Source organism: Hymenobacter puniceus (assembly GCF_014333525.1).
Taxonomy (GTDB): domain Bacteria; phylum Bacteroidota; class Bacteroidia; order Cytophagales; family Hymenobacteraceae; genus Hymenobacter.
The window spans coordinates 386,851-399,006 of sequence record NZ_JACSCX010000004.1 but is presented as its reverse complement, the minus strand read 5'-3'; the positions used below and the strand labels follow the sequence as shown (position 1 = coordinate 399,006).

The following is a 12,156-nucleotide window of genomic DNA, read 5'->3' as shown; positions in this document are numbered from 1 at the left end:
GCTCTCATTATGCAGGCAGTATGTGATGGTTAGAATGGTTGGGATAGGACACTGCTACCGTTGCGGAGCAAACGGCCTGACTTCGCGCGGGCCCATGTCAGTAGCTGCCCGTTGCGGCCACGTCGGACCCCGGAACGGGATAGGGCGGCCGGTAGCCTGGCTGCGGTTGCCGGCTGCATCAAGCGCCTCAAAGGTCACGGTGCAGACTTCATTCGGCCAGAAGGTGAAGTTGCCGCCACACGTAAACCAGCCAATGACCAGTTGATTCTGCCAGGGCGTAAGGTAGCTGACGATTGGTTTCTTTTGCCGCTCACTTCGGATGGTGGCCCGCACCAGCACTGGCGAAGCGTCCTGCACAGTGTAGGAGAATTGCACGTAATTATTGATTCCCTCGCTGTTCTCGGAATACTCTTTGCGCACGACAGTGGGCGTAGCCATCCAGCGCGGTGCCTGGGTATCAGGTGGCGTGCTACTGACGCGCCAGCGGAGCGCAACAACGAGTTTTTCGCTGCCAGGCTGGGCGCGCTGCATCCAAAACAGTCTGGCGCCAGCGGGCGGTGGCAGGCTGGTGCGCAAATGGTACACCGTGTCGGGCAGCAAAGGCCGGGCTGGCTGCATTAGTATTTGCCGGTCGCTACTGAGTGGGTTAGCTGTCTGATCATGCAGCCGCAACGGGACCGAATCGTGCGCAGACCACAAATACACCTGAATCTGCCGACCAAAATTCAGCATGTCGCGGCGGCCGTAGGTGCGGCTGTTAGCGGAAACAGGAATATCTGGCGTGGCTGAATGGTTGCCGCATGTTCGTCAGGCCACACTGCAATAACTGGTTGTTCTACGCACTCCGCATACAACGACTGCCCGGCAGTGAGCAGTAGAAACACAGCTAGAAGGGGAAAGCAGTAACGCATAGAAATGAGCTGTATTCAGCCTGAAATTACGAGCAAAAGCCCATCATGCACTGCACAATGGGCTTTTGAATAAGAAGATTGGCTGAATTACCGCACCGGCTTGGGTAGCACCGGTAGGCTCTCGTGGCCCTCGGCGTCCACACTTACCACTCCGAAGATGAAGTTGTCTTTGCTGTGGGGCAGGTCGGCTTTGGTGTCGGTTACGAAGAACTTCTGCTGCCACTCGGGGGCGCTGGTTTCGCGCATCAGCACGTAGTAGCCGGCCGGCTTTTCGCCGGCTTTGGGGGCTTCCCACTTCAGCTCGGTGCGGTTGGTGAGGTTGGCCGTAAGTACGCCCACATTCTCGGGGGCGGCGGGGGCCAGGGCCAGGGAGGCCAGGGTGGCCAGGTTCACGCCGGTGTTTTTGCGCAGGTAGGCGAAGTCCATGAACTTGGCGTGGTCACCGTATTCCTCGCCGTTTTCGGTGCGCAGGTCCTGGTGCTGGTGGCGGAAGTCCTCGTTCACCTCCGAGAAGCGCACCGCCGTGAAGCCCTGCTGGTTGAAGGGTGTATGGTCGCCGCCGCGCAGAAACCGGTCGGGGCGGTACTCCAGAATTACCTCGTGGCCGGGCACATACTGCTTGGTGGCCGTGCGGGTGTAGCGGGCCAGGTTGCGGCTGGGCGAGTCATTTTCGCTGCTCAGCGTGCGGCGCACTTTGGCTTCGTCGGGCGTTTCGGTGGCGGGCACGCCTTCGCTGAACACGCGCAGCTGGGTGGTGTTCTTAATTTCGGGGTCGTGGCCAGTGGAGTTGCCCATGATGTCGTTGTTGAGCATGGCCACCAGATTCCAGCCTTCCTTTTTGGCGCGCTTGGCCAGGTAGGTGGAGCCATAGAGGCCTTGTTCCTCGCCCTGAACCGCCACGAAGATGATGGTGGCCGGGAACTGCTGCTTGCTCATCACGCGGGCCAGCTCCATCACGGCCACCGTGCCCGAGCCGTCGTCGTTGGCGCCGGGCGCGTCGGCAGTGGCGTTCATCACGTCCGACACCCGCGAGTCGATGTGGCCGCTCACGATGAACACGCGCTTGTCGGTGGGGTCGGTGCCGGGCAGTGTGGCCATGACGTTAGCCATCAGCACGGGCCGGTCGATGCGGCGGCCGTCGGGCTTGATGGTGAACGTGTCCTGCTCGACTTTGAGCCGGCCGCCGCTGGCCTTGCTGTACTTGCGGAACTCGCCTTCCACCCAGTTGCGGGAAGCCCCAATGCCGCGCTTTTTGCTTTTGGTGTCACTCAGGGTGTGCCGCGTGCCGAAGCTCACGAGCTTGTCGATGTCGTCGCGGAGGTTCTTTTCGGAGATTTCCTCCACCATCTTCAGGATAAGCGGATTGGGCGCGGTGGCGGGCTTGGTTTGGGCCAGGGCCGGCACGGAAAGGCCGAGGGCCAGCAGCAAAGGGGAAAAACGACGCATAGACGGTGGTTGGGGTGTGGAAGGGTATAGACGCAGGATTACCGCCAGTGTTGCGGCAGTAGCGCAGTAGCGCGAACTTTGCAGTTCGCGCTACTGCGCTACTGCCGCAACACCACCACGCTGGCCGCGTTGCCGCCGAAGCCGGCGGCATTTACCAGAATGCGCCGAATGGGTTTGTCAGCTGCAGAAGCCAGATCGGTCGTAAACGGAGGCGCGGGCCACTGCTGGGTTTCCAGCACGTGGCAGGCGAAATCCAGGCTCAGCGCCGCCGAAGCGCCCAGCGTGTGGCCGAGCAGCCACTTATTGGACAGCAGCAGCGGCAGCTCCGCCCCGAAGATGGCGCGCAGGGCGGCCCGCTCGGCTGCGTCGCCGGCGGGCGTGCCGGGACTGTGTAGCACCACAGCGTCGATGTCGGCGGGGGAGAGGGCGGCTTGGGTGAGGGCCTGACGGATAGCTTGCTGGAAGTGCCGGCCCTCGGGCGAGAGGCCGGTTTTGCTGCTGATGGCTTCGAAGCCAAAACCCACGCCGGCCAGCACCAGAAGCGGCCGGGTTTCGGCAGCCACCTGGGCGGCGGAAAACTGCTCCAGGGCAAATACGGCCGCGCCTTCGCCCAGCACAAACGTGGAGGGGCGGCCCGCCCCGGGCCGGCAGGGCCAGTCGGTGGCTGGCAGGGGCGAGTAGATGCCGATGGCGCGCATCTGGGCCAACGTGAAATCGGTGAGCGGGGCCTCGGTGCCGCCGGCCATAAACCGGGTGGCCATGCCGGCTTTCAGCCAGGCCAGCGCGTTGCCTAAGGCCTGAAACGCGCTGCTACAGGTGCTGGAATGACTCAGGGCCGCGCCTCCCGGGCTGCCTGCATCAAAGGCCACCCAACTGGCTACGTTGCCCAGCGTGGTTAGCGGTGAAGCCATTGCCGGCACGCTGCCCCCGGCCAGAAACCCGGCATGAAACTCCTCCAGCCGCCCCGTAGCTCCCCGGCTGCTCCCAATGCTCACGGCTAAGTGAGTTGTCAGTTGATAGTTGTCAGTTGATGGTTGTTGGTTGTCAGTTGTTGGCTGTTGGCTGATGGTTGTCAGCAGGGAGGATGAGGTGGCGGCGCCATCGTAGTTGCTGGTGCCCTCCGAATTCGGCATTGTGGCCGAATCATCAGTAGCAGTAACAGCCTGCTCAATGCCAATAAAATCGTTTTGGCCAGTAACTACTGACAACTGACCACTACCAACTGACAGCTCACCACCAGTTCGCCAGCCGGCTTGGGTGGTGGCCTGGCGGGCGGCCAGCACGGCCAGCAGCACGGTGCGGTCGAGCTGGCGGAAGGCGGGCTGGCTGCGGCGCAGCTCCGCTACGGCCGTTTCGGCGGCGGGGGGCAGGGCGGCCACGGGTATGCCGGTGGCGTGGGGCGTGAAGGGAGAGGCAGCCAGATCAGCCGGAGCTGCTGCCAGGCCCAGCGCCGATACCCGGCCCCGACCCCGGATGACTGTCACCGGACCGGCAGCGTGGGCAGCGTTACCTAGGGGGTTAGTCATGCAGGATTTCGGGCAGGTTGGGGGCAGGGGTGAAGTCAAGCACTAATTCGCGCATGCGACGCAGCACGGTGTAGAGTAAGTCTAGCTCCTCGTTGGTGGTGCAGTAAGGCGGCAGCAGGTACACCACGTTGCCCAGGGGGCGCAACACAACGTGGTGGTCGAGGGCGAGCTGGTAGAAGGCGTCGCGGAGGCGGCTGAAGTAGCTGGTGCCCTCGCCGGGGTCGTATTCCACGGCCAAAATGGTGCCCAGGTGCCGCACCGCCCGTACGCCCGGCAGTGCTTCAATTTCCTGCCGGAACGCGGCGTGCTCGGCTTCGATGCGCTGGCGCTGCTGGGTGCATTCGTCGGCCCGCGTGAGCTCCAGACTGGCCAGCGCGGCGGCGCAGGCCACCGGGTTGGCCGTGTAGGAGTGGCCGTGGAAGAGGGCCCGCATCTTGTCGTGGCTCAGAAAAGCCTCATAGATGGGCGCGGCGCAGGTAGTCAAACCCATGGCCAACGTGCCGCCGGTCAGGCCTTTGGAGAAGCACATGATGTCGGGTTGCTCGGTAAGCAGCTCGGAAGCAAACAGCGGCCCGGTGCGGCCGAAACCGGTCATTACTTCATCCGAGATGCAGAGCACGCCGGCCTGGTGGCAGCGGCGCAGCATCTCGCTCAGCACCTCGGGCTCGTACATCACCATGCCGGCCGTGCCCAGCACCAGCGGCTCGAAGATGAAGCCGGCCACATCGGGGCGCAGCAGCAGGGCGTCGAGCTGGGTTAGGGTTTCGGCCTCGCGGCCCGGTACTGGTACGTCAAGGAACTCCACGTCGAACAGCAGGGGCCAGAACGGCTCGGTAAAGGTCCCGCGGGCACTCACAGCCATGGCCCCAAAGGTGTCGCCGTGGTAGGAGTTCTGGAAGCAGAGGAAGGTGCGGCGCGCGGGCTGGTCCTGGTTGTGGAAGTATTGCAGCACCATTTTCAGGGCCACTTCCACGGCCGTCGAGCCGTTGTCGGAGTAGAACACGCGGGCCTGGTTGGCGGGCAGCAGCGCCAGCAGCTGCTCGGCCAGCTCCACGGCGGCGGGGTGGGTGAAGCCGGCAAACAGCACGTGCTCCAGGGTGCGCAGCTGCTCGCTCACGCGGGCAGCAATGGCAGGATGGCTGTGGCCGTGCAGGTTCACCCACCACGAGGAAATGGCGTCTAGGTAGCGGGTGCCGTCTTCGGCCACCAGCCAGCTGCCTTCGCCCCGCACAATGGGGATGGGCAGCGGAGCGGTCTGCATCTGGGTGTAGGGGTGCCACAGTACGGCGTGGTCGCGCTGGGCAAGGGAAGTAGGATGGGGCATTGCGGGTGGGGCCGGAGGTAGCGGCCGCTGCAAAGCTACAACCGCCCGCGCAGGTGGTGGTTTCGCGGGGGATTTTCGGGTGGCGGTGTAGAGACGCGACACTTCGCGTCTCGTCGTTGCTGAGGTTGTTTACCTGACGCGGTTTCGGCCGTTCAACGACGAGACGCGAAGTGTCGCGTCTCTATAAGCGCTGGTGTTGCTGCTGGTTTGTCATCCTGAGCAAAGCGAAGGACCTTGCCATTGCAATACGACATGCGTTTCGTTGTAGTAAGGTCCCTCGTAAGCTCAGGACGACATATTTACAGCCCAAACCATGCCCGGAACTCGGCGGCATAGCGGCTGACTACGGCAGGTGCTACCTCAGGCTCGGGGAGGATGCGGGGCATGAGGGGGACGCCCGTGTACTCGGCAATGAAGGTTTCGGTAGCGGGCGTTGGCTCGCCGTTGAACACGAGGCCGCGCACGCGCAGGCCGCGGGCCTGAAGGGCTTCCAGCGTGAGCAGCGTGTGATTGATGCTGCCCAGGTAGTTGCGCGATATCACCACCACATCGAGGTCAAATTGCCGGACCAGATCGGCCAGCAGGAAACCGGGGGCCAAAGGCACCAGCAGGCCGCCCGCCCCTTCTACCAGCAGATGGTTGTCGGTTTGGGGCAGCTGAAAGTCCTCGGGGCGCAGCGTGAGCCCCTCGGCGGCGGCAGCAGCGTGGGGTGAGGCCGGCAGCTGCAGCCGGTACCGCTCTGGCCAGAAGTAGCTGATGGGGTTCTGCACCAGCTCGCGCACGGTGGCCGCGTCGGTGGTAGGGGTGAGGCCGGCCTGCACGGGCTTCCAGTAGTCGGCCTGCAGGGCTTCGGTGAGAATGGCGGAGACGAAGGTTTTGCCCACGTCGGTGCCGATGCCGGTGATAAAGAGTCGTTCCAAAAGGGAGAGAATGATTAGGGGAATTTAGGGCGGATTGTCATTCCGAGCGGAGCGAGGAATCTGAGTTCATCATTCAAAAGTTTGACTCAGATTCCTCGCTCCGCTCGGAATGACAACTGGTGTTTACATCAGCGGCTTGCGGCAGCGGACATGCAGGAAGTAGGGCACCACCCGGGCTTTGCGCAGGAATGGGCGCTGGGACATCTGTTCCTCGGTGGGGCAGGGTTCCTGCAGGGCTTCCAACACGAAACCGGCTGCTACAATGGCATTCACCCACTGGCTCATGGTTAGGTTGAACACCGGCACCCGGAAGGGCGCGTGGCGGGCCTGCTCCTGGGCCGGGGCGGCGTGAAACATCCACTCCTCGGGCTGGCCGTGCTGGTAGTCGAAGTAGCCGCCCACTTCCACGGCGTAGGGCTGGCCCTGGGCGTCGCGGAGGTTGCGGCGGTGGGGCGTGGTGAAGCAGGGGTGGCTGATGGAAAACTGCAGAAACCCGCCCGGCCGTAGCACCCGAAACGCCTCGCGCAACGCCAGCGCCGGGTCGGGCACATCCATCAGGCACATGAAGGAGGTGGCGAAATCAAACGCTGCCGCCGCAAACGGCAAGGCAGCGGCGCTGCCCGTCTGGTACTGGATGCCCAGCGGCTCGGCCGCTTCGGCCTGCTGTGCCGCTTCCACAAACGCCGGGGCAATGTCGAGGGCCGTGACGCGGGCGCCCTGCTGGGCCAGCAGGCGCGTATTGTACCCCTCGCCGCAGCCGATATCGAGGCCGTGGAGGCCGGCTATGGGGGGCAGCAGTTCGAAGAAGGCGGGCGTGTTCAGGTGGTTGCGGTACACGTCGTAGCCGGCGCGGACCAGGGTGGTCCAGGCCGGCGCGTTGCGGTTCCAGTATTCGCCAACTTCCTGGTCGTTCATACGCGGTTGGGGTTGGGGATGAAAGGGTTTGGGCGCGTGGTTTTCGTTGAACGGTTGGCGGCTGCTTTACCAGCCCATCATGCGGAGCGCAGTCGAAGCATCTCTACCGCTTTGTTCGGTTTACTATCCCAGGGTTTAAACCCTGGGCTATGGAGCGGTGGTCGTTGGCACGGCAGTGACTGAAGTTTCGGAGCAGGCAGTAGCGCGAACTTTGTAGTTCGCGTCCCCGGACTACCACAGCGAAATCACCCGAACGGCGCGGGGACGCGAACTACAAAGTTCGCGCTACACCCCAACAAGACGCAACTATGCATCTTTACGCCGTGCCTGCCGCCAGCACCGCCGCCAGCCCGTCAATATCCGCTTCCGAATTATACGAATGGATGATGAGGCGCAGCCGCTCCGTACCCACCGGCACGGTAGGCGACACGATGGCGCGCACGTCGAAGCCGGCGGCCTGGGCGGCGGTGGCTATGGCGCGCACGTGGGCCGGGCCGGGGTTGGTGGTGAAGAAGACCGGGTGAATCACGTGGCTTGCGGGCGGGACGTGCAGGCCCGGCACGGTGTTCAGGCGGGCTTTCAGGTAGTCGGAAAGCGCAAACAGCCGGGCGCGCTCCAAGCCGAGCTGGGGTAGCAGCGCGTAGGCGGCCGTGAGGGCGGCCACCGTAAGCGGGGGCAGGGCTGTGGTGTAGATGAACGGCCGGCTGAAGCTCAGTAGATAGTCGCGCAACACGGTCGGGCCGGCCACGGCGGCGCCTTGGCTGCCCAAGGCCTTGCCGAAGGTGAGGATGCGGGCAAATACCGCGTCTTCCATTCCCAGCTCCACCATCAAACCTTCGCCCTGGGGGCCATAGAGGCCGTTGGTGTGGGCTTCATCCACCACCAGATACAGCCCTTCGGCCTGGCACACTTCAGCCAAGTCCGCTAGCGGGGCCACGTCGCCATCCATGGAATACAACGCTTCCACGGCCACAAATACGCTGCCGGTAGCGCGGGCCAGCTTGCGGCGCAAGTCGGCCACGTCGTTGTGGCGGAAGCTCCAGGCCGTGGCAAAGGAGCCCCGGATACCGTCCTTGACGGAGGCGTGGGAGGCCTCGTCGTAGAGGATCGTGTCGCCGCGCTTGGGCACGGCGGCGAAGAAGCCCAGGTTGGCCGCGTAGCCGGAGTTGAACAGCAGCGCCGCCTCGGCGCGGTGGAAGCGGGCCAGGTGGGTTTCCAAGGCTTCGGCGGCGGCGGAGTTGCCAGTAAGCAGGCGCGAGCCGGTGCTGCCGGCTGGCATCTGCGCGGCCTGCTGCACGGCCGCCCGCACCTGCGGGTGCCAACTCAGCCCCAGGTAGTCGTTGGAGCTTAAATCCACGAGGCCGGGAGCGGGCGGGGCGGGCAGGCGGCGGCGGGTGCCGGCCGCCTCGCGCTTGGCTAATTCTACCTGCAGGCGTTGGTGGAGAGGAGAGGACATTACTTATTTGTTTTCTCGCCGGGTAAAGGGAATTGGCGCGGTAAACCCAGTGAATCGGGCTGCCACCCCAGCTTCTGGCGGGCTTCCCGGCGGACGGCTGTTTCAATCACCTGCTCATTGAGCATGCCCAGGCTGGCTACGTGCAGGGCCACATCAGGCAGTGCATCTTCATATAGGATGTACGTGCGCTGCCCCAGCCAGTACCACATGCCGGCCACGTTGCCGGGGCTTGGCGGCCCATAGCGGCGGGTAAGCTCCTGCAGAATGAGACGGGTTTTCTGCTCCTTCCGCAACTGATACGTGATGCCGACAAACTTTCCGCCCCGAAACCAAAACTCTGGGTGCACCAGCTGGCGGGCCAGGGTCACGGTATCAGCTTGGGGCAGCAGGCCATATACCCGGCTGATTTTCCAGCGTTTTCCGGTTCCGGAAAACTGGGGCCGCAGGTAAGGAATTATGCCTTCGGCTGCTCCGAACGGCACGCCGTGCACAGCATAAGCAGAATCGAGCGACGTCAGGTACGGTTTCTCCTTAATCCGACCTTGAGCATACCCGAAAACCGGAAGCACAAGTAGCAGCCAAATACCTGATTTACTCACCGCAGAGCATGAATTAGTCCAGAAAAGAAACGCTCCTTCGGCACAAAAGTCGTGGCCGAAGGAGCGTTAACAAATGGGGGAAGCCTGCCTACGCCTCCACTGCCGCCGTGCGGCCGAGCACCGTGGCACCCTCGGGCACGTCTTTGAACGACTTGCGGGGCTTGAGGCCGAGCAGGGCAAACATCTGCTTGTCGGCGTCGAAGTCGGGGTTGGGCGTGGTCAGCAGCTTCTCACCCGAGAAGATGGAGTTGGCCCCAGCCAGGAAGCACAGGGCCTGCTCTGTCACGGGCATTTCCTGGCGGCCAGCCGAAAGGCGCACCATGGTGTGGGGCATCAGGATGCGGGCCGTGGCAATCATGCGCAGCATTTCCCACACGCTCACGCGGGGCTGGTCGGCCAGGGGCGTGCCTTCCACGGGCACCAGCGCGTTTACGGGCACGCTCTCGGGGTGGGCGGGCAGGGTGGCCAGCGTATGCAGCATGGCAATACGGTCCTCGTCGGTTTCACCCAGGCCAATGATGCCGCCCGAGCACACCGAAATACCGGCTTTGCGCACGTGCTCCAGCGTGTTCAGCCGGTCGTCGTAGGTGCGGGTGGTGATGATGTCGTCGTACTTCTCGCGGCTGGTGTCGAGGTTGTGGTTGTAGGCGTAGAGGCCGGCCTGCTTGAGGCGCTCGGCCTGGTACTCGTTCAGCATGCCCAGCGTGCAGCACACCTCCAGGCCCAGGCCGTTCACCTGCTCCACCATGCCCAGCACGCGGTCAAAGTCCTTGTTGTCGCGGATTTCGCGCCAGGCGGCACCCATGCAGAAGCGGGTCGAGCCCGAGTCTTTGGCGCGTTGGGCCGAGGCCAGCACTTCGGCGTCGGGCAGCAGCTTGTGGGCCTGCACGCCGGTGTGGTAACGGGCGGCCTGGGGGCAGTAGGCGCAGTCTTCGGGGCAGCCGCCGGTTTTCACGCTCAGCAGGGTGCACACCTGCACTTCGCCGGTGGCTTGGGTTTCGGCGTGGATGGCGGCGGCCTGGGTGACCAGTTCCAGCACGGGCTGGTTGTAAATAGCGTGTACTTCGTCGAGGGTCCAGTCGGTACGGAGCGTCATGGGTGGGAGGCGTTTCGGTGGTTGATAGTCGCGTGGCAACGGGGCCAAACGGGGCGGGCCGCCGGCGCCAAAGCTGCCAGCGGCCCGCAAGATACAGGAGAAGCGGATTTGTCGGGTATTTACAGCGGTGTTCCGGTGGCAGGAAGGGCCGCAACCAGGGTATGAGCCAGAGAAATTGCCTGAGTAAATTCCTCATGGCGAGTTTCTTCCTGAAAAAAGCCCGCCTCCAGAATCGGGAGCTGCTGCTTTAGCCACTGCCGCAATGTGGTAATTCGGTGAACCGCCTCAGCCGGATTAAGCGTGCGGATATGCTGCTCCAATGTGTCAAGATTCTGTACCATGCGTACCAGATTTTCGGAGGCCCAGCCCGGCGCGGCGGGCTCCCACGCCAGCAACAGTGGTCTGATGGTTCCCAGCAGTCGTATCAGCCAAGCCATCACTTCCTCCTCAAAAAAGCACTCGTGCTGGATATGATGGGCCCACCAAGCCAGCAGTATTTCCCGGATGGCTGCCTGTTCCGCTGCCGGCCAGGAAGTCCAATCGGCCAGTTCCAGCTTGCCGAACACGGTTTCTTTCTCAATGTCCGCATCCGGCCGCAACGACAGTTCCAACAGGCGGGGCAGGAAATACCGGAAATCGGCGGCGTTGCCCCAGGTTGTCATGGCTTTGAACGCATAGCGCTGCAGTTGCGCTTCCGTCAGGTCGGCCAGTGGCACCGTACATAAAACCAGATTTTCGGCGGCCGTGATGCAGCAGGGGCAAGCTTCCAGCAGCTGCCGCAGCCGCAGATGCGAAAATGTGGCATACAGCGCCGACAGTGCTTCCGGAAACGACCGGCTGTGAGCGGTTGAAGCCCCGCTCACAGCGTCCGAATTACCCGGCAGGGGTTGCCCACGGCTACCACGCCGGCCGGAATGTCGCGCGTAACCACGCTGCCGGCCCCGATGGTGGTGCCCGCGCCAATCGTCACGCCCGGCAGCACCAGCACGCCCGCGCCCAGCCACACGTTGTCGCCGATATGGATGGGCTTGGCAAACTCCCAGCCCGCCACGCGGGGTTCTACCTCCACCGGGTGGCCAGCCGTGCTCAGCACTACGTTGGGTGCCACAAACACGTTGTCGCCGATGACGACCGGGGCGCAGTCGAGGACCGTGAAGTTGTAGTTGGCGTAGAAATTCCGGCCCAGCTGGATGTTATAGCCATAGTCGCAGCGGAAGGGAGCTTCGATGTGGGCGTTGGTTTCCCGGCTGAGCAGCTCGGCCAGCACCTGCCGGTTGAGGTCCACGGGCTCCTGGTTGTAGCGGTGGCAGAGCTGCCTGGCGCGCCGGCGCTCGGCTACCAGCTCAGGGTCGTTGGCGAGGTACGGCTCGCCGGCCAGCATATGTTGTTTCGGGGTCAGGCTCATGGTTAAAAGTAGCGCGAACTTTGTAGTTCGCGTCTCCGCGCCATCGGAATTGTTCGAGCGGCGTGGGGACGCGAACTACAAAGTTCGCGCTACTGCCGGCTGCTAGTTATGAAACGTTGTTTCCGGCTCCGACGCAGGAGCCGCCTTGGCGTCGCGGGTGTTTTTCTGTACCGCAATGGCCCCGAATAAGCTCAGCAGAAAAGCCATGGCGTAGAAGCCTTTTTCGCTCAGCAGCAGCGTGGCGTTCCAGAGGCCCACCGTCAGCAGGGCAACGGCCAGAATGGTGGAAAACCAGCTCAGGCCGTAGTAAATGCCCGTCACGGGAATGCCTTCCAGCTGGTCGCGCACCGACTTCTGCAGCGAAATTCCCGAAAACAGCCCGTACATCAGCACGGTGAAGTAATAGCCTTTCTCGTTGAGCGCCATATCGGCGTTCCAGAGGCCCACGATGAAGGCAGCCATTCCGGCCAGCAGAGCAAACCAGGAAGCAGCAATAAAGGCGTTGGAGGGTTTGGCGGTAGTCATGGCAATCAGGTAGAAAAGGGTTGGAACCGGGGT

12 protein-coding genes are annotated in these 12,156 nt (G+C 63.3%); all 12 read right to left on the bottom strand.

Going from position 1 to position 12,156, the window contains the following annotated elements; all coding sequences use genetic code 11:
• Window positions 1–54: 54 nt before the first annotated feature.
• A complete protein-coding gene (locus H8B14_RS13975; RefSeq protein ID WP_187316251.1) occupies window positions 55–732 on the bottom strand; it encodes a hypothetical protein in 678 nt (225 codons plus the stop codon).
• Between the two features lie 266 nt (window positions 733–998).
• Window positions 999–2,357, bottom strand: coding sequence for a M20/M25/M40 family metallo-hydrolase (locus H8B14_RS13970; RefSeq protein WP_187316250.1), 1,359 nt, complete (start codon window positions 2,355–2,357; stop codon window positions 999–1,001).
• A gap of 98 nt (window positions 2,358–2,455) precedes the next feature.
• Window positions 2,456–3,883, bottom strand: coding sequence for a beta-ketoacyl synthase N-terminal-like domain-containing protein (locus H8B14_RS13965; protein ID WP_187316249.1), 1,428 nt, complete (start codon window positions 3,881–3,883; stop codon window positions 2,456–2,458).
• A complete protein-coding gene (gene bioA / locus H8B14_RS13960; protein ID WP_187316248.1) occupies window positions 3,876–5,207 on the bottom strand; it encodes an adenosylmethionine--8-amino-7-oxononanoate transaminase in 1,332 nt (443 codons plus the stop codon). Before bioA ends, H8B14_RS13965 begins: the two co-directional genes overlap by 8 nt.
• Before the next feature lie 299 nt (window positions 5,208–5,506).
• Window positions 5,507–6,127, bottom strand: coding sequence for a dethiobiotin synthase (bioD, locus tag H8B14_RS13955; RefSeq protein WP_187316247.1), 621 nt, complete (start codon window positions 6,125–6,127; stop codon window positions 5,507–5,509).
• Window positions 6,128–6,250: 123 nt separating this feature from the next.
• On the bottom strand, window positions 6,251–7,042 hold the full coding sequence (locus H8B14_RS13950; RefSeq protein ID WP_187316246.1) for a class I SAM-dependent methyltransferase: 792 nt from the start codon (window positions 7,040–7,042) through the stop codon (window positions 6,251–6,253).
• Between the two features lie 316 nt (window positions 7,043–7,358).
• Window positions 7,359–8,498: an aminotransferase class I/II-fold pyridoxal phosphate-dependent enzyme gene (locus H8B14_RS13945; RefSeq protein WP_187316245.1), complete on the bottom strand. Its 1,140-nt coding sequence runs from the start codon at window positions 8,496–8,498 to the stop codon at window positions 7,359–7,361.
• Entirely contained in the window at window positions 8,498–9,067 is a 570-nt protein-coding gene (locus H8B14_RS13940) for a hypothetical protein (RefSeq protein ID WP_187316244.1), read from the bottom strand. Before H8B14_RS13940 ends, H8B14_RS13945 begins: the two co-directional genes overlap by 1 nt.
• Window positions 9,068–9,185: 118 nt before the next feature.
• The gene (gene bioB / locus H8B14_RS13935; RefSeq protein WP_187316243.1) at window positions 9,186–10,193 is read right to left on the bottom strand and encodes a biotin synthase BioB; all 1,008 of its coding nucleotides are present in this window, start codon (window positions 10,191–10,193) and stop codon (window positions 9,186–9,188) included.
• 119 nt (window positions 10,194–10,312) lie between these two features.
• A complete protein-coding gene (locus H8B14_RS13930) occupies window positions 10,313–11,056 on the bottom strand; it encodes a hypothetical protein (protein WP_187316242.1) in 744 nt (247 codons plus the stop codon).
• A complete protein-coding gene (locus tag H8B14_RS13925) occupies window positions 11,053–11,598 on the bottom strand; it encodes a sugar O-acetyltransferase (protein ID WP_187316241.1) in 546 nt (181 codons plus the stop codon). Before H8B14_RS13925 ends, H8B14_RS13930 begins: the two co-directional genes overlap by 4 nt.
• 102 nt (window positions 11,599–11,700) lie before the next feature.
• Window positions 11,701–12,123 (bottom strand): inner membrane protein YiaA, encoded by a 423-nt coding sequence (gene yiaA, locus H8B14_RS13920; RefSeq protein WP_187316240.1) that lies wholly within the window; start codon window positions 12,121–12,123, stop codon window positions 11,701–11,703.
• Window positions 12,124–12,156 lie beyond the last annotated feature (33 nt).

Coding starts and splice junctions, on each gene's coding strand:
- H8B14_RS13970 (WP_187316250.1), bottom strand. CDS start 2,357: ATGCGTCGTTTTTCCCCTTTGCTGCTGGCCCTCGGCCTTTCCGTGCCG.
- bioA (WP_187316248.1), bottom strand. CDS start 5,207: ATGCCCCATCCTACTTCCCTTGCCCAGCGCGACCACGCCGTACTGTGG.
- H8B14_RS13945 (WP_187316245.1), bottom strand. CDS start 8,498: ATGTCCTCTCCTCTCCACCAACGCCTGCAGGTAGAATTAGCCAAGCGC.
- H8B14_RS13950 (WP_187316246.1), bottom strand. CDS start 7,042: ATGAACGACCAGGAAGTTGGCGAATACTGGAACCGCAACGCGCCGGCC.
- bioB (WP_187316243.1), bottom strand. CDS start 10,193: ATGACGCTCCGTACCGACTGGACCCTCGACGAAGTACACGCTATTTAC.
- H8B14_RS13975 (WP_187316251.1), bottom strand. CDS start 732: ATGCTGAATTTTGGTCGGCAGATTCAGGTGTATTTGTGGTCTGCGCAC.
- H8B14_RS13965 (WP_187316249.1), bottom strand. CDS start 3,883: ATGACTAACCCCCTAGGTAACGCTGCCCACGCTGCCGGTCCGGTGACA.
- yiaA (WP_187316240.1), bottom strand. CDS start 12,123: ATGACTACCGCCAAACCCTCCAACGCCTTTATTGCTGCTTCCTGGTTT.
- H8B14_RS13925 (WP_187316241.1), bottom strand. CDS start 11,598: ATGAGCCTGACCCCGAAACAACATATGCTGGCCGGCGAGCCGTACCTC.